This window comes from Rhodococcus baikonurensis (assembly GCF_040489275.1).
Taxonomy (GTDB): Bacteria; Actinomycetota; Actinomycetes; order Mycobacteriales; family Mycobacteriaceae; genus Rhodococcus_F; species Rhodococcus_F baikonurensis.
Window position 1 is genome coordinate 1 of sequence record NZ_JBEUOQ010000035.1, and the last position, 19566, is coordinate 19566.

Sequence of the window (19566 nt, forward strand, 5' to 3'; positions counted from 1 at the left end):
TGGGGAACTATCTGGCCGTACGCGGGGAGAAACCATGGCCACAAAATGCGCCATAAATGGCCGCCAGTGGGGAGCTTACGATGGCCGTCGACAGTTGCAGGTTTTGGTGACACCGAACTGAATGTCGTCATACGGATGCCCGCGTCACCTTGAACTGTCCAGTTTGAGGGACGCGGGCATCATTCTGCGTGCTTGCGACCGGTAGATGGTGTGATGGGGATTGCTGTCTCGCGCATTCAATGCTGGTGAATTTCGTTGATAAGTTGAATAGTCCGCAGCGCCACTGCTTCTGCACGTTCGGTGGAGGTGCATTCCATCGTGGTCACGGGTAGCTCGGGGAGCGGGCGTTTCGCGGTGGTTTCGCGTATTCGGATGACTGTCCATCCTGCCTTCTCGAGCACTCGTGTTTTGAGGAGGTCTTTCTCCGCCTTGTCCCGATGCCAATACCAGCCGTCGTACTCGACTATGACCCTTTGATGGTGCAGCGCGAGATCGACTCCCCATCTCCACCCGACGACACCCGCAGGACCTGTGTAATCGGTTTGATTGAACGCTTTCGCGATGAGCTGGCAGATTGCCTGTTCTCGCATTGAGGTTCCAATAGTGCAGCAATGTGGGCATCCGGTTTCGGCTGCCGTGCGGGAACCGATCGAGACTTCCCATTCATGGCCAGCGCGGCATCGCCACCATACGCGGGAATCACTTCCGGCGCTGAAATCAATTGGTGTACCTGTATTTTTGGTGGAATGCCATTCAGATGCTATCGCGGGGTGGGTGGTTCTGAGATCGTTGAAACCTGGCAGGACCTTGCGTCCAGCGCAGATGGGGCACTGTCGACCGTTCACTCGGGAAACCACGACAGCGGGCCATTCGTGTCCGTGGTCTCGGCACTGCCACCAGGCTTTGAGATGGCTTCCGGCTCCAACTCGGGCGGGGGTGAGCAGGTTTTTGGTGGGGTGCCATTCGGCCGCGAGTTCTGGTCGCAGTGTGGCGAGGTCGTTGAATCCGACTACTATTCGTCTGTTGGTGCAGACGGGACATCCAGTGCCGGCTGATGTTCGGGTTTCGACGGTGGCCTGGTAGTCGTGTCCCTGCCCGGCGCACTGCCACCAAATCTTGGTTTTGCTTCCACTTGTTACTTGTGACGGGATGAGTGAGTTTTTGGTCGGGTGCCACTCTGCAGCCACTGTGGGATGTGTTGTGGCGAGGTCATTGAATCCTGCGAGGGCTTGTTTCCCTGCACAGTAGGCGCAGCCTCGTCCCCTGACGCGTGCGCTTACGACGCTCAAGTACTCGTGGCCGGCTGGGCAGATCCACCATGCGCGATATGCGGATCCTGGACTCGTGGAAGAGGTTGTTTGGGCGTTACGGGTCGGGTGCCACTGGTTGGCCAGATGTGGGTGGGTGGTGTCGAGGTCATTGAACCCAGCCAGTGTGCGTCGGCCTGAACAGACTGGGCAGCCGTTGCCTTGCGTGCGACTATTCACGGTTCCTTGCCATTCGTGTCCGAACTGGGTGCACAGCCACCAGGCTTTCTTGGCCGAGCCGACTGAAACTTCCTCCGATGAGATCGAATTTCGCGTTGGGTGCCATTCGGCAGCAATGTCAGGTCGAAGTGTCGCAAGGTCGTTTATCCCCTGCTCGATCCGCCGGTTCGAGCAGACCGGGCAGCCTGTCGCAGATTTTCCTGTTCGACTGGCGACCGTGGTCTTCCATTCATGACCACTGGAACATGCCCACCAGACGCTCTTGTTCGAGGCAACGAGAACGTCGTGGGCGGAGAGCGTGTTCTTGGTGGGGTGCCACTCGCGCGCGACCTCCGGCCGTAGCGTGGCGAGATCGGTTTCACCTGGAATAGGTAACCGCCCACCGCAGTAAGGGCAGCCAATTATCGCTTTTACGCGCTGCTCGACTCTTGATGCGTACGAGTGACTGCGGTCTGGGCAAATCCACCACGCGCTGTACTCGGATCCTGTCTTGACTGCAGTTGGTGGTCGATCGTTTCGGATGGTGTCCCATTCCTTTGCAATCTCGGGTTCGGTTGTCGCGAGATCGTTGACCCCGGTGATCGCGTAGCGACCTGCGCAGTGTGGGCACCCATATTTTCTGTTGGTGCGTTTTGTGATTTCTGTTTGGTACTCGTGACCGCCGGCACATCGCCACCAAGCTTTCCAGTTGCTTTTTGCTGTAAAGCCGGTAGGCGTCCGGTCGCCGTTGAAGGTGGGGTGCCATTGGGACGCGATTTCGGGATGAGTCGTAGGTAAGTCGGTTTCATTGGGAATTGGGCGGATCAGTGTGCAGTAGGGGCATCCTGGACCGATTTTGGCAGTGCGGTCGGCGACGCAGGCCTGATAGGAATGCTTCTTTCCGCATCGCCACCACGCCCGGATGCTGCTTTTCGGCGTGATATCGGTCGGTTGCCGTTTGTTTCTCTCTGCATCCCACTCTGCGGCGAGATCTGGTCGCAGAGTGGCGAGATCGGTAAGTCCAGGTATGGCGCGCACGGGCATGGACGGAATCCTTGTGTAGGGGTACGACAGTGAACGGATCAGTCTGTGGGCGGAATGTCTACTCGCCCTTCGGTCTCAGTCGCTCTGCGGTCTTGGCGTTGGTTGTCGCTTCCAGTCGTCGTGCGACGTCGTGGATGTCGTCGAAGCAGCGGAATGCGTCGTATCCGGAACGGAAGGCGAAGAGACTGTGTTTGCGGATGACGCGGAGATAGGAGCGTTCGTCGACGTCGTAGATTTTGAGCGCATCGCGGGGTGCTGGGATGGCGTTGTGGTAGGCGAACGCGATTTGGTAAGCGACTTTGAGGATGTTTGAGATGTGTTGTGCGGTCAGGGCTGCGGTGTGGATGTCTTGTGGGAGGTTGTAGCGGCCGAGTGCGTCGAGATTGTCGGCAAGGTCGACGAGGGAGTCGCAGGCGCGCTGCGCGTGGGCATGGACATTTGTTGCCGTGGATGTCATGAGGTCCTCTGTCTGCGATGCGGTCAGCGTGACTGGAGCTGTCGCGGATTGTGAAGCACGAAGGAAAGAACTCTATGTGACATTCAGGATGCCTCATGCATGTCACATTGGCAAGTGTGAGAAGGACATTTGGCCGAGCATTCAGGGTGGACTCGGTTCAGAATCGTTTCGCGTCCAGGTCGGACGGTAACGTCACCTGCATGGATCCGCTGGAGAAGGCCGTCGAGGCGCACAAGCGTGCAGTAGTCGCGGAGAAGGCTGCTCGGGATGCTCTGTACGGCGAGATTTGGCGCGCGCGACAGTCTGGAGTTTCGCAGGTGGAGGTTGTTCGTCGGACTGGTTATACGCGTGAACATGTGCGTCGGATTGAGCGATTGTTCGAGGGTACGTCGGATTGACTGGTCGCGGCCGTTGCTCCAGGGCGAGGATTTTACCGAGTCAGTATTGGAAATATGTCCGCTTGAATGGTCATGGATACGCGTGCGTAGAACAGTGCCAGTCGGCAGGGCACACAACGAAGAGGAAAGAATGACGGGCTATGCCGATGGTTGGGCGTTGCTGGGCGACGAGGTGAGGGCCATCATTAAGGAGTATTGGCTGGACGGGTTCCCTGTTGCGGCGACTCCGGACGAGGAATACAACCGAGGCCGTGGCCCCGGAAAACGCGTCAGCCCTATTTACGAATACGACGACGGCGGAATCGGGGCGACGCAGTGGCTCAATGTCACCCACAACGTCGCCGCGATACTGAAGTCGGACGGTGGATGGAAGGTTGGCGGCGCGTTCCACCTGTGGGTTTCCACCGGTATCGGGACGCTTCCGTACGAGGTGCCCCTGCGAAACCCAATCATGATCGACGCGGGGGATAACGTGGGCTGGAGCGAACGTAAGGAAGAAGCAATCGCCGCCGCAGAGGCAGTACTCGGTCTGCGTCGATTGGCCGAGTAGCTCACCAAAGCAAATCGAGAGACCCGATTTTCCTCAGTCCACGAGGCGAATCGGGTCTCTCGCGGCCAGAGGAGGAGACGAGCTCTCCCGGCGCCTCCTCGCGTGGGCCGCCGATGCACTCTCGCTGTTGCGGAGCCTGCGAGGCTGTCCACAAGAAGATGAACCCGACTTGAAACGAGTCCGCCAATCAGGTCAACACCAGGTCTGGCGCACTGCCCATCCGTTCGACCCCGACATCGCATTTCGGCTGATCTGCTGGTTCCCACCCGACAGCAACACCGTCGTAGTGGCACTGTTCGCGGGCGACAAATCGAGAATCGGCGACGTGTTCTACAACAGTGTCGGACCCCGAGCCGACGCCGCAGTCCGAGCATGGAAGTTTCAGACAGAAGGAGATCAACGATGACCGAACAGTCGGATAAGACCCGATTCATTCGCGGAAATGATCGCATCGACCGACTCGTTGCGGACCCGTTGATCGCTGACGATGTCACCCGCTACGCGTCCGAGCGCGCGGAAGTGAACCGGATCTACGCACAAGGCCTGGCGGACATCCGCAAAGCGGGCAAGCTGACTCAGACCGAAGTCGCAACGATCCTCGACACTGATCAGGGCACGGTATCGAGAATAGAAAATCGCGACGATCTGCTGCTTTCGACCCTGCGCCAGTACCTAGCCGCGGCCGGCGCAGTGCATGCGAAGATCGTGGTGGAGAAAGAGGGTGTCGAGATCACCCTCGACCTCGACAGCTTCGGGTGACCATCGGTTCGATCACCATGTGTCGTGGTGATGGGGCACACTGACGGCGCAGAGTGGCGGCGAGTAGTGCCGGCGCGAGTGAACGAACGGACAGCGGCATGGGTATTGAAGAAGCTCAGGACGACGGCACGCTCTACGCGGTGCCTCCGAAGGATCCGGACACGATCTTGGGGTCGATCGACTCGCTGCACGTCGAGGCTCCGGTGGTTGTCGAGCAACGCCAGGAGTCGCCGCCCGCGTCCGGGGAAACCGTCTCCGACCAGTGGGGCGATTTCGACCACTGACTGTGACACCTGGTACCTGGCTGACAGTGCTGGCCTTCTTCGTGTTCGTAGCTCCTGGGCTGCTGTACGACCTGGCCAGCGTCACCAAGCGCACCCGTCGACACGAGACGGTGTTCACCGAGATCAGCCGGATCACACTGATGTCGACGCTGTGCAGTGCCGGCGCTGCAGCTGTGGTGACAGTAATCGGCATGATCGTCGCCGCACGATGGGAGAAGTACCCGTTTCCGGATCCGGCGTCGATGATCCGCGGCGGCTCAGGTTACGTCAACGCGCACCTCGCAGCGGTGTCGTGGGCAGCAGCCCTTTGCTTGGGGGTCTCGCTCGGCATCTCCTACGGCGCGTTCCGTCTCGTCTACCGCACGGACAAAGCCGCGATCTCCGACATTTCCGCATGGAGGTCGGTCCTGCGTGACGATCTACCTGACCCAGGTGTCGCATATGCCCTGGTCAAAATGAAAAGCGGCACGGTCTGGGGTGGGCGGGTCGCCAAATACACGCCCGACCCGGAGATGGCGAACAGGGAATTGGTCCTGAGTCCCCCGTTGTCTGTCCGCGATGCTGCCGCGTCACAGATGGCGAAGGTTCCCGACAAGTGGATGCGCGTCATCCTGCCCGGTCCGGAGATCGTCTCGATGGTTGTCACCTACGGTGATCCACCGCCGTAGGTGACCGGCCGGCACTGCGGTCAGGCGATGTGGAAGCGGTCGTCTCCGAGTTCGACCTCGACACGCAGGGAACCGCCTACTGCCTCGACGTATCGGCGCAGGGTGTCGATTTGAATTCGTGCGAGGTCCCCGCGCTCGATGTTGGAGATGCGGTTTTGGCCGACGCCGAGACGGTCTGCGACCTCACCTTGAGTCAAGGCAGCATTCTTGCGGAGTTCCTTGAGTCGGTAGGCCCGTACCTCCTCGAGCAGTCGGCCCTTGTGCGCGTCCACGGCGGACCGGTCGACGGGCCGTGCGTTGAGCATGTCGTCGAGACTTTTTGCCATCACGTTCACTTCCCTTCCAGGTTTTCGATGTGGGTGTCGAGCAGATCGTCGGCGATCGGAATGTTCTTCTTGTACCACTTGGTCCACTGACCTGATTTGTCTCCCGCGATCAGCAAGATCGCCTTTCGATGCGGGTCGAACGCAAACAGCACTCGCAGCTCCGAGCGCCCACTCGATCCCGGCCGTAGCTCCTTCATGTTCTTGTGGCGGGAGGCAGTGACCGTGTCGACCAGCGGCCGACCGAGCTGAGGCCCACGTTCTTCGAGCAATTCAAGTGCAGCGACAACCTGTTCATAGGACGACTGATCCAGCTGTGCAAGCCAATCTTCGACCAACTCGACGTCCACACTCCAGATCGACACTTCGTCATAATATCACTCATAGGTGATATTTGGGGATCCGTTTCTGCGGCGGTGCCAGCGGTGCACATCCTGCAACGACTTACAGCTCTGACATCAACTCAGGAAGTCTTTACCGAGCCAGTCGATCAGGCACTTCTCGATAGGGTCGGGATTCTGTTTGACTGCCAGCTTGGTTAGGTGGGGTGCGATGATGTCCTTGTATTCTTCTCCGAGAACCAGTTCGACTGCCTCTCTGGCCAACCTGAACGAGCGTTGCCATCGCGGGCCACGCCGGTCGTCTGGCCCCGGCCCCACTGATTCGCAGTTGATCGTGTGCACTATTACGCGAGCGTCTGCACCCTCGAACGACTTGATCGTCCGGTCGATTTTGTCCCGCCCCTCTCTGATCGCGGCTGCCTGTTTCCGATCCAGCTTTCGTCCCCTCACCAGATTGGCGATGAGCTGGCGATCCTCCCTCAGCCAGATCACATGCAATGGGCCCGATTGGGGCGCATTGCCTACATCTTTCGGCGGTGTCGGCAAGAACCGGCCTGGTAGGACGTCGGTGCCTCGATGGGCCCAGACGTAGCGAGGCCAAGGCTTGTGCAGGTGCTCTCCGTGGAGTTGTGATCGGTAGGCGTCTAGTTCTTCGCTGGTGGGGAGGCTGTTGTTGGGCCTATACCCTTGCGCAATTTTCCGAGTAGTGAAGAATCCGTAACCCAACATTCTCGCGAGGAGTGCACCGACATCTGCCGGCCAAGGACCGTCGGTCAACGAGACGATGGCGACAGCCGGGACATCTTTGTGCTGCCACTGACGATCCGGGCTACGCTCGGCGATCGTGTGCCTGACGGAGTATCGCAACCTGTCGGGTTCAGCGTCCCCTGAAGCCTCCGCGTCTGCCTTACTCATCCATTGAGTGGGGGCGCGAGGCGCGTAGACCGCCCCGTACCTGTTCAGCACGTGATGCAGTTCGTTCTCCAGGTCGTTACGTTCGTCCCGCAGTGAGACATCAGAGTCGTTCCCTTGCTTGTACACCCGCCGAAAGTCCAGGATGTCCGCTACGTGAAACCGAAGATCGCCGGGTCCTTCAATAGCTGGTTGAACTGCGACCGCCCAATTCTGCGTCGCGGTGGTGGCTGCGATGATCGCGCCGGTTGCCTCGGTGGTGTCGGAATGACGCACCGACATCTCGAGATCTCGGAGTTCACTGCGCAGTTCGAAAACCCTTCTGTGCAGCCATACTTCGTGCGCAAGCGCCTCTTGCACGTCTGGGACTGCATCGAGCATCCTGGCGAAGAACAGCTCGTCTACCTCTCCGTCGTGAGCGGCAGATGACGTCCACTCGAGGCTGAGGCGAGGCAGTTCTGCCAATTTCGGCCTTCCGTGGCCGCGCCTCCAGTCCGCGATCCGTTTGGGTGTCACTTCTTCGTCGTTGAACATTTCGGCAAGTGCGACCGGAGTCAGATGCGCCAGGTCTTCCTTGACGAACTCCACGAATCGAAGCCACGCGGGATCTGCTGTGTTCACCATGTGGCAAGTGTGCCATTTATGGAGCAACCAGAGTGCTTGAACGGCGCAGGTTCGCCCATTAGCCTCTGTTTGTGCAGGTTGCCGCGCCGGGCGCCTGCCCGACCGAGAGGAACGACATGTCCAGGTCAACTTCCATCCGCACTGCAACGGTTGCCGCTGCTCTCGCAGCGTTCACCGCTTTTGGTGGTTTCGTCGTCGTCCCTGTCGTCCACGCGACCCCCGTCGTCGCACCGCAGCAAGGCCCAGCGGGGGCAGTTGTGAAGTACCTCCAGAAGGTCAACTGGCAGAAGGAGTTCAAGGACGCAACAAAGGGGGTCGTCGTTCAAGTCGTCCTCGACAAAGTAATCGAGATCCTGGTCCCGAAAGGCGGAAGTAACTCTATTCCCGTGGTGCAGGCGAGCAGCATCAACAGCCCCGAAACGCTGATCAATCGGAGCTCGAATCCAGCAGGTGTCTCACCACGAGTGAGCTACGTGAAATCGAACGACGCGCGAGGACTCTTCTACAGCACCCTCAAGAGCGGTGGTATTCGGAAGAGTGAAAACAGCTACAAAGTCGGGGTCCAGACCGTGAAATTCAGCCCTGGGACGTCATCGACACCGCCTTCCATCACCATCTCGAACTCAGCGGTCACGAACAAGATCGTGGTGTTGGCAAACTAAGAGTTCCGAGAAGTCCATCGCCGATCGGAGTGATGGGACATCGACGAGAGCGGGTCACACCTTTCGGTGCGGCCCGCTCTCCGTCATCTATGACTACATCTCGACTTCCGTTCCACGATCTCTCTCCGGGACCATGACCGGCTCACCGCTGAATCACACCGGAGTTTCCGGGGACTTCATCGACTTCGTCAACCGATCAAGAGCAAGTACGGCGTCGAGCCGATGTGCAGGGTGCTCACCGAGCACGGCTGCTCAATTGCGCCGTCCACCTACTACGAAGCCCGCAACCGTCCTGCGTCTCGGCGGTCTCTGCGCGACGAAAGGCTTAAAGTCGAGGTCAGCCGGGTGCACACCGAAAATTATTCGGTCTACGGCGCCCGCAAGGTGTGGCTTCAGCTGAGGCGAGAGGGTATCGAGGTAGCGCGCGGTGCACGGTCGAACGGTTGATGGGTGTCCTCGGGCTCGAAGGTGCCCGTCGAGGCAAGGCCAAGCGCACCACCATCGCCGATCCACAAGGGCATCGCGCAGACGATCTGGTGCAACGGAAGTTCAACCCGATCGCGCCAAACATGTTGTGGGTAGCCGACTTTACATACGTTTCGACATGGTCGGGCTGGGTCTACGTCGCGTTCGTCATCGACGCGTATTCTCGCCGAATCGAGGCGTTCTACTACGGTGAACACAGAGCTACGCGAATCGCGGAGTTCTCAAATCAGTAAGTCTCCGGACTCGCCGGTGTGATTCAGAGTCTGGATTTCAGGCAAGAGTGGTCGTGTTGTCAGTCCGCTGGCCACTGGATAACCCGTATTCGATGTCTGGTCCCGCCCACTGAATGATTTGTCCTGCTTGGTCGATGGTCAAAACGCACACCCAAGCCCTCAGAAACGATCTGAGCCCATTCGGGTCCAGAGTGTGCGGGCTCAATGGTCCAGCAGGTCGAGATACTCGGTGAGCTGTCCGATCGGGGCGACAACCTCGCCTCGCAGCATCCACGTTGCCTCACCGTCGACTATTCCGGGATCCAGATGACCGCCGCTTGGCAGAGTCGGCCATTGCAGCCATTCATTGAAGTCCTGGAAGTTGTGCGCGATCTCGATGGTTGCGGCCAAAGCATCGAGGCCGCTGGAGATCCCGAACCCGCTACCGTCCTGATTGTTCACTCCCAAACTGAGAACGAGCCCAGGAACCGGGAACACGTCTCGTCGAATGTCGACGCGCCACACCCCCGGATCGAACTCCCGCATTCCATCGAAACGAAGGGTGTCGCGCGAGATCCGGGCGATCACGGTCAGGAGTATCTCTTGGAGTTCCGGTGACGGCTCGAATGTGAATCTGACATCCCACCTGGCACCGAAGTCGGAACCGGACACATACATTCTCCGAATGCTATTCGACAGCCGTTGCTATTTCGCCTGTGAGTGACAATATTCCCCGCGTCCAAAGCAACCGTCATCTGTTCGAAAAAACAGATCCTTTCGGTTTGACCGTCGAACGGGGCGATCGGGCTTGCCGATCTTGCAGGAGTGATCGTGATGGAAGAATGAGGGGATGCGCCCGAACAGGTACCTCGACGATTATCTGCATGGGCTTGAGTTCCTGAGTGGGGTGTACCCCGATGATGCGGGGGCGATTGCCGAGCACGGCATCGTGGCCGCGCTCGATGATGATGATGCGTTCGTGTTCTTGCTTCGCTTGGTCGGTCCAGAAGCCCCGGCGTTCGCGGATGAACTGTGGCAGTTGATCAGTGGTTTTCTGAACAGTCGCCGCGTCGAGGAGTTGTTCGGAGGCTCTGAGGATGCCGGGTTGGCGGATCTCAACACAGTGAGAAAACCGAGATACCTCCCGCCTCCTGCTCGACCGAGGATCCCAAGGTGAGAGTGTCTGACGGCTACCACCGTGCCAAAAGATTCAGGGAAGAACGTGCCAAATAATTCCGAAAGTCACAGTCGCGGCCTGAGTTTTCGGTTCCGGAGAAGCCTGGACCCGGGCCATGCCGGTCGCCGTGCAGTGCACTTCACATAGACTTCCGAACACGTTCCGAATATTGTGGGGGCATGGCCCCGACCGCGACCCGCACCACACGCCGCTCCTCCGACCTGAGCAAACACTCGGCCGAGGTGTTCGCCGAGGCCGAGGACCACCCCGTCACCGTCACCCGCCGCGACGGCGAAGATCTCGTGCTCATGACACAACGCGAAGCAGACAGCCGCGCCCGACTCCTCGAGTTCGCGGCACAGCTGATCGGAGTGGCCGTCGACGACGACGGACCCCTCGACGGACGGATGTCGCGCGCATTCCCCTGGATGCTGGCACTTTCCCCGAAGGATCGTGCCGTCTGCGCTCGAGACCTGGTCGACGCCGCACGCGCGTCGTTCGCGACCGACCAACCGCACCTGGTACTTGCGGAACTGACCTCGTGGCGAGAAACGGCGACCGCGATCGCTGCCGGCCTCGGTCAGGCCGACCTCGAATGGCTGGACACTCCAGAAGACGACACGATGGTGGAGCGTCCGTAGCGGTGGCAGGAAAACGCGGCGAGCTCGTACCTCGACCGACGAAGAAGACCGAGTACGAGATCCGCTTCGCGACCAACAATGCACGCAAAGGTTGGCGGGACCTCACTGCGGTGATCCGCAACCCGTTGGCGGAGGCCTGGGATTTCCTGACGCGAACCCCGCTGGTGGTGGATCCGAAGAACTACCCGCTACGCGGCGACCTCGGCGTCGTCACTCGCGACGGCGTGAGCCATCAGCGGTGGCAGCACAAACCCACTCAGCAGGGTGATGCCCGCATTTGGTTCTATGTCGAGGGGCGCACGGTGCACGTGGAGCAGGTGCACACCAACCATCCGAACGAGACGAAATAGGGATCCGTGTACGGAAAGGCCCCCGGACGCATGCTTGGGTTGTAAGGATCATCGCCACCGCTGCCTGCACCGCACCGCCGGACCGAGACCGCTTGGGTAGTTGACTACAGCCCACCCTGATTGATTTATGTCCCGAGTGGCCCCATTGGTTGGTGATCTTGTTGGCCATGTTGAGCGGTTAATCGAAGCGGAAGCCGAAGAGTCCGCCGGCGTCTGTTTCGTCGGTTAGACGTGTGTCGAGGATGTAGGGGTCTGCGTCGAAGGCGCCGTCGCTTTGAAGTTCCACGGTGGCGAGGAAGTCCGAGTTGAGGGTCACGATGTACTGGAAGTTGTGTTGTTCGGCGAGTCGGGCTCCGATGTTGAGGCACGATGCGACTTGGCGGCCGTCGATTGCGTCGAAGAGGTGGCTGTCGTGTACGAGTATCCGAGGTGCACGGCCTGCTTTGATTGCGGCGATTGCGCACACGATGTCGAGTATGAAGGTCTCTACGCTGCGGACGCCTACGCTCGCGTCGCCTGATATGCGGGGCTCGACGCCTAAGAGTCCTTTGGGTGTCGGCGAAATCAGAAGTGATGCCTCACGGTCGGTGTAGATCTCTGCGCCGAGTTCGCCGAATAGGGAGATCGATTCAACGAGGCTGTCATTTCGCTCGTTCAGTTCGGTTCGGACCGAGGCGACGAGTTCTGCGGTTCGCAGTTTGATCGTGTCGCTGATGGTGCTGATTGAGTTCGCGGCTTCCAGTCGTCGTTCCAGGTCTGCGACGTCGGATTCCTTCTTCGCAAGATCACGCTGGAGGCTCAGAAAGGTGTCGAGTGCGACGGTTTCGTTGAGGAGAAGCATGATCTGGGATCGCTGGTTGTCGAGGCTGCTGCGTTCGGAGTGGATGGCTTCGAGGCGGGTGCGGATGCTGTTGAGTTCTTGTTCCAGGAATGATCGGCGGTTGCGGACCACGGATTCGTGGAATGCTCTGACCTCGTCGTAGCGCCGGCTGACGGTGTTCGGGAGGACGAGTCCGATCTCGGCGTAGACACGAGAGAGTTTCGCCGTCAGTTCGTCCTGCTCGGACGTCTCGACTTCGTCGGCTATTGCTTCGTCGATCTCCCGTGACCTTCGTAGTAGAGCGAGGGCTTCGTCGTTGAGTTTCTGGATCGAGGCGCTGAGCTTGTCCGCTTCTTGTTGGTGATCGGCGTATTGTTCATCGACTTTGAACCCGCGTAGATCCCCCTGTGCGCGGTCGCGGTGGCGGCGGGCTGTCGCGAGTTGTGCGCGGATCGCGGATTCGTCGAGTGAGAGGTGGGTGATTGCGCCTTCACGGACTGCTGCGCGGATGGCTTTGCCTTGTTTGGTGAGGCGATCGACATCGCCTGCCTTGCCCAAGATTTCTGGTGAGAGTCCCAGCATGAAGCCGATCTTCACGCCTGATTCCCAGTCGGCCTCGGACTGGTGGCCCTTGATGGGGTTGTTGAAGAATGTTCGGATCAGTTGACTCCAGAGCTGACCGGCTGTCGGGCGGGTTGCGTCGGATGGTATCCGAAAGATGTTGTGGGAGAGTAATTCGCGCCATTCATCGACGTGGATGTCCGTCGAGTTTCCGGTTATCGACCAACCGGAGACTTGAACGCGGGTCGTCGGTGAGACGGCGCGTGTGACAGTAACTTCGTCGTCCCGGTCGCCATCTTTCGCGGGAAGCGCGAGGGTGGCGGTGAATGTGTGGTCGGTGAGTTCGGATGCTTTGAATTCTGGCGGTAGGTCGCCGCCGAGGAGGTACCTCAGGATCTTGATGACGCTGGTTTTGCCGATGCTGTTTCGACTGTCGCCTTGCTGGGATGTGTCGGTGCGTTCGGCGACGAGGATGTTCAGGCCCTCGCGAAACCGCAGAGTCTTGAATCTTGGGTCGGAGGAGGTGAGGCGGCTAAGAAACATGTGTGCGCCTGAGGAAGCCTTCATCGGATGTGTCCACGAGTCTCATTGTGTAGAGGGCGGCCAGTGCGAGTGTGAACCAATCGAATGTGATGCGTTGGGCTCGATGTGACGAATGTTCGTGAATGCTGAACCGTTCCCAGAGGGCCGAGACCGACATCGGATCGCGGAGTTCTTCGAGGATCTTGGAACCGACTGTCATGAGGGCGCGGTCCGATGACACCCCTTTAGTGGGTAAAAGCATTGGGTGTCTCCACTTCTGGGCCGTCTTCGTTGGTGGGTGGCATCTCGAATATGTGGCAGGAATCGAAGAAGTACGAGACGACTGCGAACGCCGCGTTGGCGCGCTTTCCATCCATCCTGAAGTTAGTTCCGGCTACCGACACATACAGTCGTTCAAGAACTTCGGCTGGTACTGCCGTCACCGCATGGGCGTCCTGGTACATCGACCGAAATTTCTCGCCATGAACGTCACACAGACCTGGGTCGGACAACTCTTCATACCAACGGTCAATACGAGGAGCCAGTAACCGGCCTGCGTTGAACTCGAGACGGCTCGCGTCGGGGAGCTCGTTGAAGTCCATCTTGCCTGCGGGGACGGCCAGTACACGTGCGCCGGTTTCCACAATCACGGTGTTGGAGTCGAGCGCGTCAAGTAGGGGCAACAAGTCAGAAAGTTCCACGTTCTCTGCCCCGGGCGCCCCAGGGAACAGCGCGTTGAGGACAGCGACATCGAGGGTTCCGACCACTTCCACCCAGAGTTTCTCGGTGTTAACGAGCCGGATGGTCAGTGGGCGCTCAGCGGACGGACCGTGACTTTGTTGGAGACCGGTGAGGGCTTTCAAGGACTCTGGACCTGCTGGTGCGTTCGTGACGAATTTCCATGTGTGGAAGCTGTCCCACTGAGAGAGCCCCCGTGCGAAGTCTGAATTGATCTTGGCAGCGAGTTCGCGCTCTGCGCTGCGGGCCGGTCGTTGGCCGTAGCAGGCGTAGAAGATGGTGCCTGAGTCCGCCAGCCCGTCGCACCCGCCATCGCCGAGTGTTCCTGACGGAGCGGGGTTCACGTAGTCGTCGTGGAATCGATCCAGCACCTTCGAGGCATAGTCCTCGAATGCTGTGCCCGACTTGAAACACTCCTGTTGATGGCGGAAGTGGTACCAGTCTCGCCAGTTCGCCGTCAGCAGCATCTGTTAGCCCGTCGTGGTCTTGCGTCGACCACGGTCGTGGTCTCTCGCAGAAAAGACTATCGTTCATCAACTCGGCGATTGTCTGTCCCGTTAACAGGCGTGGCGTCAGCATGAGTGGCAATGGGAAGAGGCGTAGGGGTTTTGGGTGGGTGCTGGGCCGCAGAATGTGGGTGTGACGCAATTCGATGCGACTTGGCATCGCTTGTTGGTGTGGACGGCTTGGCAGACTCTGTCGTGTGGTTCGGGAGGTTTGGCGCGAGATGGGGGAGAACATTGGTGGATGACTGGAGTCCGGTCTTTCGGGCGCGAGATGGGGGAGAACATTGGTGGATGACTGGAGTCCGGTTTTTCGGGCGCGGAGGTGGGAGCAGGACGGGGCTGAGTTCGCGGAGTGGATGGATGGTGCTGCGGTCCGGTCGCCGTGGAAGCGTCGCAGGTTCGGGATCTGGCGTGAGGAGCAGTTTTCGGACAGGATGCGCGTTGCCCGGGAGGCCAAGCGGCAGCGGCGGGCGGAGCTGGCGGCGAATCCGAGTCCTGAGCTTGTTGCGGCGTACGAGGAGTTGCGGGCTGCGGAGGCGGCGTCCGGTGCCCGACTCGGTTGCGCGCGGGGTGGTGATATGACTGACCCTGAGACGGTTCGGTTTCTTGCTCGGTTGTTGAGCGATCACGCCGAAAAATTTCAGTAAGAGCAGTGTGCGCGGCCATATTTGTGGTCCGCTCGTTTCTCTGTCGGGAAGTGCGACGGTGAGTTGGTCGAGGTTGCCTTCGATCTCGACGCTGACGACGTAGTTGCAAGGCGGTGTGTGCGGCCTTCGACGTGTTGGGCGCCGATGCGTCCGCCGGGTTTGCGTTGAGGCCGGGGACTCACCGCCAAAGCGGGACTGTGAGCGCACTGGCGGTGAGCCGTGCGCACCGAACCGTTGCTATCTGACAGTGCGCAGTTCAGGCGACCCATCCCCCGAGGGAAAGACACCCGGGGGCCGGCCGGCGCGGCAGACTGTGTGCCCGACATCAAACCGCCGCGACGTCCATTTTAGAACCGCGCACCGACTGCGTACAGGGGGTCGAAGGGTGCTCGTCTCGGTAAGCCGGTCAGATCATGATCTGCATACTTCGATCTCCTCGTGCCGAAATCCGTCGTTTCAGTTTCACACTGGCCCGTGGTTTGGTCGGGTGTGTTCGATCTCTGGTGCGACATTTCATCGTGGCGCTCTGGCGATTGTCGGGACGCTGTTGAACGGTCATGGTTTGATCGGGCGGCCGGGTCCGCTGCGTACGCCGAATCCGTTGGCTCACGGTGTTTTCGATCGAGGGGAAGGTGTCGAGATGAGCAGCGACGCGTCGGGTGACTTGATTGCCGGTGGGATGGTGCCGTGATTTCGGATGTGCGTATGACGAGTGATGTGGGTTCGTTGTTGCAGTTTCTGCTGGGGACCGAACCTGTCGGTGGGGTGGAGGTCGTTGGCGGTTGTCGAGAGATGAGTCGGCATGTTCGATCGCATCCGTTGCCGGCGAGCCGTGTCGATGATGCGGGGTGGGTGCGGTCGGTGGCAGCGGTGATGGAGGGGCCGCAGCGGGTGAGATCAGGTTTGAGGTCGTCACCGCGGGGGCCGAAGTCGCCGGTGCAGTCGTGGGTGGCTGTTCTTCATGTCTCGGCGGATGCTCTTGCGGGAGTGAACGGTGACGTGTCGGTGATCGCGACTGGCTTGATGAGCCGACTCGGTATCAGCTCGGATGATGGTTCGTGGCGGTGGATCGCGTTGTCTGTTCCTGCTGTCGGCCGGTTTGTGCGGCGTGTGCAGCTGGCTGCGACACCATTGGACGACCGTGACCCGGTGTGGAGTTTGCTCGGTCACGAGGGATGGGCGGCGCGTATTGCCGCGACGGTGGTTGGGGATGCCGAAGGTGGGTTTCTGTGCTGACAGACGAAGCGTTCCGGCAGCGGTGCCGGGAGGGTGGGTTGCTGGGCCACTGACATTTCTCAGGAGTAGGTCGTGGATGGTTTCGGTGAGCCGTCATCGGGGAGCCGTCGCATCTCGGGATGTCGGCTCAAGGAGATCCAGTTCTAGTCCCGTGGCGGCAGGATTCGTTCGCTGAGCGGGTTGTAGCAGACGAGTCCGAGGTTTTGCGCGGTGCGTACGAAGGCGTTGGCGGCCGTGATTTGTGCTCGTGAGGTTCCGCTGACATGGATCGCGGCGAAGCTTCCCACGGTGCGTACCGTCCAGGTCGCGCTGCTGTCGGTTTTCGTGTCCTCACTGTTGCTGGTCATGTGGGCCCGTTTCTCTGTCGGGGATTGTCAGTCGCGGCACTGTGAACGACGGGGAACAGCGATGAGTGAGATGCCTCCGATGAGGCTGGTCGGCGACGGCTCTGGACCAGAGCGCGGCAAGATTGTCGATGCCGTTCTTCTTGGGCGGTAGCGGGCACAAGACATCGACGTCGCCCTCGGCCTCGCCCGATACGGGAAACGAGCAGACCACATACCTCTACGCGTGAAAGCCTGTGCTGTGCGCGTCGAAGGCATCATGGCTGCGACGCAGTCGGCATGGTTCCACACCAGCTCCGGGAGAGGGTGGCCGTCGTGCCCGTGAATGCGAGCAGCGGAAACGGTCAGAATTCCGTCACACTCGATCTCTGTGTCGGTGAAGACGCGATCAGTATCCCGTGACTCCGTATCGGGCGATCGACACAGCGTTGAGACGGCGTAACTCAGCCCATGCTCGTCAGAAGGACCTCTTTGTCGGCCGGGGGCATCACACACGCAGTTCCGTCCGACGCCACGACCATTCGATAGTGCCGGACACCTGCGGAGAATTTCGCGATCGTGCCCAGCCGCAAGGCATATTCCTCGAAGCCAGGAGGAACGAGCGCCAGCCCCCACGCATCCGCCTCGATGGGATCGAGCGCCACGGGTTCGCCGGTGCGGACGTGCCGGCCGCCGACGAACGTCATCATCAGCACCGACCCGGCCGGATAGGGACCGGTCATCGTTGTGCTCGTATCCAATGCCAGATGGGAAGCGAACACCCGAACCTCCACGGTTCGGTCGAGTATCGATCGTCCGATCAGCTTCGGCGGGGGTTTCTTGCGGGCGATCGTGCGAGATGTCCCTGGCACCAGAGCTTTTCGCAGTAGTCGGTGTAGTTCCCGTTCGTGTCGGCTGCGAACCTTGTCGATCAGTTCCGCGAATTCGTGCACTAAATACTCCCTCACCGTGAGTGCCCTTCGGTATTCACGATACTGACATGACCGCAGGCAGCAGGCTGTCATCCGCCTGCTCGGCGACCCGGTGACCTGCGGTGTCCCCGGCTTTCGATCGTATGAGCCACTTGACGGGGAATTCGCTCCCGACGAGGAGGGGTGGTTCCATACCGCCGGCAGGACGAGCGCGTCGGGTGGTTGTGGTTGGCGGGCTTATGTATTCGGGGCGGAGCGGCGGGGGCCGTGCTCCGGCTGACCCGGTCGACGGGGAAGCCGATCGCTGGCGCAGATGATCTTTCGGTATGGGTGTCTGATTTTTCACGCTACCGCTGTTACCGGGCAGTAATATATGGTGATCGTCATAACGCAGTCCGGCGGTGGTGTCAGTCACATAGATGTGGAGTCGAAATATGCCCTCACGAACACTCGCCCGAATGGTGGTGACAGTGGTTGCTGCTGCCGCATTCGTGGGTGTGACCGCTCCGGTCACGGTTTCGGTTGCAGCGGCGCAGCCGCGGGTGTTCGACACGTTCTACGACTACGACGGTTCGGCACCGCTGTCCTCGTATGCCCCCGGTGATGTCCTCAAAACGCGGACCGTGCCTTATCACGTGGTGAACGTTCCGACCCCGTTGCAGGCGGTGCAGGTGCTCTACCGTTCCACCGACGCCCTCGGCCGGCCCGTCGCCAACGTGACCTCGATTCTGCGACCGCCGAACGCGCAACCCGGAAAAGTTCTCTCCTACCAGTCCGTCTACGACTCACTCAACCCCGACGACAGCCCCTCACGTGCCATCGCCGGTAACACCCCGATCGGACAGTGGACCCCGAGCGGACGCAACTTCAACCTCGGCGGCACCATGGTGTCCGGCGAGATTGCGATGTTCGGACCGATGCTCGCCGCCGGGTACACCGTCGTCATTCCCGACACCGAGGGCCCGGAGGCGGACTTCGCTGCCGGGCCGGAGTACGGGATGCTGACTCTCGATTCGTTGCGCGCCGCCCGAGAGGTCGCGGAGACCGGCATCACCGACGATGCGGAGATCGCATTGATGGGGTACTCCGGAGGGGCGATCGCCACCAACTGGGCAGCGATCCTCGCCCCGGACTACGCCCCCGATGTCGACGACGACCTGATCGGTGCCGCCGAAGCCGGCGTCATGGTCAATCCCGCCACCAATTTGCGGTACGCAAACGGAAGTCTGGGGTGGGGCGGGGTTGTCGGAATGGCGATCGTGGGAATCGGTCGCGCGTACGATATCGACTTCGATCCGTATCTCAACGACTACGGCCGCGAGATCATGGCGCGAATGCAGGACGCGTCGATCGTGAACGCCGGCGCCCAGTACCCCGGCCTGACCTGGCAGCAGATGGTCAAACCCGAGTACGCGGACCCCAATTCGGTTCCCGAGTTCGTCGACGTCGTCAACACGATTAACATGGGCATCGCCCCGATCCCGACCATCCCGATGTTCATCGCCCAAGCCGCCAACGGCATCTTCAACGGAACCCTGCCCGGCGGTCCCGGCACCGGCCCCGGTGACGGCGTCATGGTCGCCGATGACGTCGCAGCCCTCGCCACCCGCTACTGCAATGCCGGCCTCGCCATCCAGTACGACCAGTACGACACCATCGAGCACTTGATCGGTGGCGCGCTCTGGTTGCCCGGCGCTCTGCAGTGGCTCGTCGACCGGTTCAACGGCGCACCCGCCCCGAGTAACTGCGGAAAATTCGCCCCCGGAAATTCCCTCGCCCCGCAAACACTCGTCGCCCCCGGCCATCCCGCATCTGTCTCCCCGACAGGATCGGGGAGTGTTTCTTAAACGGTGTTTCGGCCCGACACGCTGGGTGAATGCCCGGCGAGAAGGGTGCCGTGATGACGACACTGGATGATGTGACGAAG

General features: G+C 60.3%; 23 protein-coding genes and 1 pseudogene. 13 read left to right on the forward strand and 11 right to left on the reverse strand.

Annotation, left to right across the window (positions count from 1 at the left end):
• Positions 1–236 precede the first annotated feature (236 nt).
• Both ABWI03_RS32805 and ABWI03_RS32810 read right to left on the reverse strand, forming a co-directional pair.
• Positions 237–2510 carry a zinc-ribbon domain-containing protein gene (locus tag ABWI03_RS32805; RefSeq protein WP_003944198.1) on the reverse strand — a complete coding sequence of 758 codons (2274 nt, stop codon included), beginning with the start codon at positions 2508–2510 and terminating at the stop codon, positions 237–239.
• A gap of 58 nt (positions 2511–2568) precedes the next feature.
• Positions 2569–2967, reverse strand: coding sequence for a hypothetical protein (locus ABWI03_RS32810; protein WP_003944286.1), 399 nt, complete (start codon positions 2965–2967; stop codon positions 2569–2571).
• A gap of 200 nt (positions 2968–3167) precedes the next feature.
• Between ABWI03_RS32810 and ABWI03_RS32815 the strand changes: the two genes are divergently transcribed.
• The 5 genes from ABWI03_RS32815 (at position 3168) to ABWI03_RS32835 (ending at position 5626) form a co-directional block, all read left to right on the forward strand.
• Complete coding sequence (locus ABWI03_RS32815) at positions 3168–3365, forward strand: hypothetical protein (RefSeq protein WP_350835029.1); 198 nt, start codon at positions 3168–3170, stop codon at positions 3363–3365.
• Between the two features lie 130 nt (positions 3366–3495).
• Positions 3496–3915 (forward strand): hypothetical protein, encoded by a 420-nt coding sequence (locus ABWI03_RS32820; RefSeq protein WP_003944284.1) that lies wholly within the window; start codon positions 3496–3498, stop codon positions 3913–3915.
• Between the two features lie 402 nt (positions 3916–4317).
• Positions 4318–4674 carry a helix-turn-helix domain-containing protein gene (locus tag ABWI03_RS32825; protein WP_003944213.1) on the forward strand — a complete coding sequence of 119 codons (357 nt, stop codon included), beginning with the start codon at positions 4318–4320 and terminating at the stop codon, positions 4672–4674.
• A gap of 98 nt (positions 4675–4772) precedes the next feature.
• Positions 4773–4958 carry a hypothetical protein gene (locus ABWI03_RS32830; RefSeq protein ID WP_003944200.1) on the forward strand — a complete coding sequence of 62 codons (186 nt, stop codon included), beginning with the start codon at positions 4773–4775 and terminating at the stop codon, positions 4956–4958.
• Positions 4959–4960: 2 nt separating this feature from the next.
• Complete coding sequence (locus ABWI03_RS32835) at positions 4961–5626, forward strand: DUF6338 family protein (RefSeq protein ID WP_157770428.1); 666 nt, start codon at positions 4961–4963, stop codon at positions 5624–5626.
• Between the two features lie 20 nt (positions 5627–5646).
• On the opposite strand, the gene ABWI03_RS32840 is transcribed toward ABWI03_RS32835, so the two are convergent.
• The 3 genes from ABWI03_RS32840 to ABWI03_RS32850 all read right to left on the reverse strand — a co-directional run bounded on the left by ABWI03_RS32840 (position 5647) and on the right by ABWI03_RS32850 (position 7826).
• The gene (locus ABWI03_RS32840; protein ID WP_037131447.1) at positions 5647–5952 is read right to left on the reverse strand and encodes a helix-turn-helix domain-containing protein; all 306 of its coding nucleotides are present in this window, start codon (positions 5950–5952) and stop codon (positions 5647–5649) included.
• Between the two features lie 5 nt (positions 5953–5957).
• Positions 5958–6308, reverse strand: a complete 351-nt coding sequence (locus tag ABWI03_RS32845) for a type II toxin-antitoxin system RelE/ParE family toxin (RefSeq protein WP_037131445.1) — start codon at positions 6306–6308, stop codon at positions 5958–5960.
• 99 nt (positions 6309–6407) lie between these two features.
• Positions 6408–7826, reverse strand: coding sequence for a hypothetical protein (locus tag ABWI03_RS32850; protein WP_003944280.1), 1419 nt, complete (start codon positions 7824–7826; stop codon positions 6408–6410).
• Positions 7827–7942: 116 nt separating this feature from the next.
• On the opposite strand from ABWI03_RS32850, the gene ABWI03_RS32855 reads away from it, so the two are divergent.
• Both ABWI03_RS32855 and ABWI03_RS32860 read left to right on the forward strand, forming a co-directional pair.
• On the forward strand, positions 7943–8488 hold the full coding sequence (locus tag ABWI03_RS32855) for a hypothetical protein (protein ID WP_003944234.1): 546 nt from the start codon (positions 7943–7945) through the stop codon (positions 8486–8488).
• Positions 8489–8695: 207 nt separating this feature from the next.
• Positions 8696–9147, forward strand: a pseudogene (locus tag ABWI03_RS32860) (IS3 family transposase); the annotation flags it as partial.
• A 261-nt stretch (positions 9148–9408) separates the two neighbouring features.
• Here the strand turns inward: ABWI03_RS32860 and ABWI03_RS32865 are convergent.
• Positions 9409–9864 carry a hypothetical protein gene (locus ABWI03_RS32865; RefSeq protein ID WP_037131388.1) on the reverse strand — a complete coding sequence of 152 codons (456 nt, stop codon included), beginning with the start codon at positions 9862–9864 and terminating at the stop codon, positions 9409–9411.
• A gap of 172 nt (positions 9865–10036) precedes the next feature.
• On the opposite strand from ABWI03_RS32865, the gene ABWI03_RS32870 reads away from it, so the two are divergent.
• From ABWI03_RS32870 to ABWI03_RS32880, 3 genes are all read left to right on the forward strand, one after another.
• Positions 10037–10363: a hypothetical protein gene (locus ABWI03_RS32870; protein WP_037131386.1), complete on the forward strand. Its 327-nt coding sequence runs from the start codon at positions 10037–10039 to the stop codon at positions 10361–10363.
• A gap of 179 nt (positions 10364–10542) precedes the next feature.
• A complete protein-coding gene (locus tag ABWI03_RS32875) occupies positions 10543–11004 on the forward strand; it encodes a hypothetical protein (RefSeq protein WP_003944221.1) in 462 nt (153 codons plus the stop codon).
• A 2-nt stretch (positions 11005–11006) separates the two neighbouring features.
• On the forward strand, positions 11007–11354 hold the full coding sequence (locus ABWI03_RS32880; protein ID WP_003944211.1) for a hypothetical protein: 348 nt from the start codon (positions 11007–11009) through the stop codon (positions 11352–11354).
• Between the two features lie 178 nt (positions 11355–11532).
• Here ABWI03_RS32880 and ABWI03_RS32885 read toward each other — a convergent pair whose 3' ends face one another.
• The 3 genes from ABWI03_RS32885 to ABWI03_RS32895 are packed head-to-tail and all read right to left on the reverse strand — an operon-like array spanning position 11533 to position 14462.
• On the reverse strand, positions 11533–13278 hold the full coding sequence (locus tag ABWI03_RS32885) for an ABC-three component system protein (RefSeq protein ID WP_037131384.1): 1746 nt from the start codon (positions 13276–13278) through the stop codon (positions 11533–11535).
• Complete coding sequence (locus ABWI03_RS32890; protein ID WP_050794057.1) at positions 13268–13519, reverse strand: ABC-three component system middle component 6; 252 nt, start codon at positions 13517–13519, stop codon at positions 13268–13270. Before ABWI03_RS32890 ends, ABWI03_RS32885 begins: the two co-directional genes overlap by 11 nt.
• Positions 13503–14462 carry an ABC-three component system protein gene (locus ABWI03_RS32895; protein ID WP_003944224.1) on the reverse strand — a complete coding sequence of 320 codons (960 nt, stop codon included), beginning with the start codon at positions 14460–14462 and terminating at the stop codon, positions 13503–13505. The genes ABWI03_RS32890 and ABWI03_RS32895 overlap by 17 nt, the downstream gene beginning before the upstream one ends.
• Positions 14463–15635: 1173 nt before the next feature.
• Between ABWI03_RS32895 and ABWI03_RS32900 the strand changes: the two genes are divergently transcribed.
• Both ABWI03_RS32900 and ABWI03_RS32905 read left to right on the forward strand, forming a co-directional pair.
• Positions 15636–15839, forward strand: a complete 204-nt coding sequence (locus tag ABWI03_RS32900) for a hypothetical protein (protein ID WP_003944283.1) — start codon at positions 15636–15638, stop codon at positions 15837–15839.
• A gap of 257 nt (positions 15840–16096) precedes the next feature.
• Positions 16097–16384 (forward strand): hypothetical protein, encoded by a 288-nt coding sequence (locus ABWI03_RS32905; RefSeq protein ID WP_157770425.1) that lies wholly within the window; start codon positions 16097–16099, stop codon positions 16382–16384.
• A gap of 143 nt (positions 16385–16527) precedes the next feature.
• Here ABWI03_RS32905 and ABWI03_RS32910 read toward each other — a convergent pair whose 3' ends face one another.
• Entirely contained in the window at positions 16528–16731 is a 204-nt protein-coding gene (locus ABWI03_RS32910; protein ID WP_037131380.1) for a hypothetical protein, read from the reverse strand.
• 440 nt (positions 16732–17171) lie between these two features.
• Complete coding sequence (locus ABWI03_RS32915; RefSeq protein WP_003944258.1) at positions 17172–17660, reverse strand: hypothetical protein; 489 nt, start codon at positions 17658–17660, stop codon at positions 17172–17174.
• A gap of 413 nt (positions 17661–18073) precedes the next feature.
• Between ABWI03_RS32915 and ABWI03_RS32920 the strand changes: the two genes are divergently transcribed.
• Positions 18074–19486 carry a lipase family protein gene (locus tag ABWI03_RS32920; protein ID WP_209923400.1) on the forward strand — a complete coding sequence of 471 codons (1413 nt, stop codon included), beginning with the start codon at positions 18074–18076 and terminating at the stop codon, positions 19484–19486.
• Positions 19487–19566: the final 80 nt, after the last annotated feature.

Coding starts and splice junctions, on each gene's coding strand:
- ABWI03_RS32805 (WP_003944198.1), bottom strand. CDS start 2,510: ATGCCCGTGCGCGCCATACCTGGACTTACCGATCTCGCCACTCTGCGA.
- ABWI03_RS32810 (WP_003944286.1), bottom strand. CDS start 2,967: ATGACATCCACGGCAACAAATGTCCATGCCCACGCGCAGCGCGCCTGC.
- ABWI03_RS32815 (WP_350835029.1), top strand. CDS start 3,168: ATGGATCCGCTGGAGAAGGCCGTCGAGGCGCACAAGCGTGCAGTAGTC.
- ABWI03_RS32820 (WP_003944284.1), top strand. CDS start 3,496: ATGACGGGCTATGCCGATGGTTGGGCGTTGCTGGGCGACGAGGTGAGG.
- ABWI03_RS32825 (WP_003944213.1), top strand. CDS start 4,318: ATGACCGAACAGTCGGATAAGACCCGATTCATTCGCGGAAATGATCGC.
- ABWI03_RS32830 (WP_003944200.1), top strand. CDS start 4,773: ATGGGTATTGAAGAAGCTCAGGACGACGGCACGCTCTACGCGGTGCCT.
- ABWI03_RS32840 (WP_037131447.1), bottom strand. CDS start 5,952: ATGGCAAAAAGTCTCGACGACATGCTCAACGCACGGCCCGTCGACCGG.
- ABWI03_RS32850 (WP_003944280.1), bottom strand. CDS start 7,826: ATGGTGAACACAGCAGATCCCGCGTGGCTTCGATTCGTGGAGTTCGTC.
- ABWI03_RS32855 (WP_003944234.1), top strand. CDS start 7,943: ATGTCCAGGTCAACTTCCATCCGCACTGCAACGGTTGCCGCTGCTCTC.
- ABWI03_RS32865 (WP_037131388.1), bottom strand. CDS start 9,864: ATGTATGTGTCCGGTTCCGACTTCGGTGCCAGGTGGGATGTCAGATTC.
- ABWI03_RS32870 (WP_037131386.1), top strand. CDS start 10,037: ATGCGCCCGAACAGGTACCTCGACGATTATCTGCATGGGCTTGAGTTC.
- ABWI03_RS32875 (WP_003944221.1), top strand. CDS start 10,543: ATGGCCCCGACCGCGACCCGCACCACACGCCGCTCCTCCGACCTGAGC.
- ABWI03_RS32885 (WP_037131384.1), bottom strand. CDS start 13,278: ATGTTTCTTAGCCGCCTCACCTCCTCCGACCCAAGATTCAAGACTCTG.
- ABWI03_RS32890 (WP_050794057.1), bottom strand. CDS start 13,519: ATGCTTTTACCCACTAAAGGGGTGTCATCGGACCGCGCCCTCATGACA.
- ABWI03_RS32895 (WP_003944224.1), bottom strand. CDS start 14,462: ATGCTGCTGACGGCGAACTGGCGAGACTGGTACCACTTCCGCCATCAA.
- ABWI03_RS32910 (WP_037131380.1), bottom strand. CDS start 16,731: ATGACCAGCAACAGTGAGGACACGAAAACCGACAGCAGCGCGACCTGG.
- ABWI03_RS32920 (WP_209923400.1), top strand. CDS start 18,074: ATGCCCTCACGAACACTCGCCCGAATGGTGGTGACAGTGGTTGCTGCT.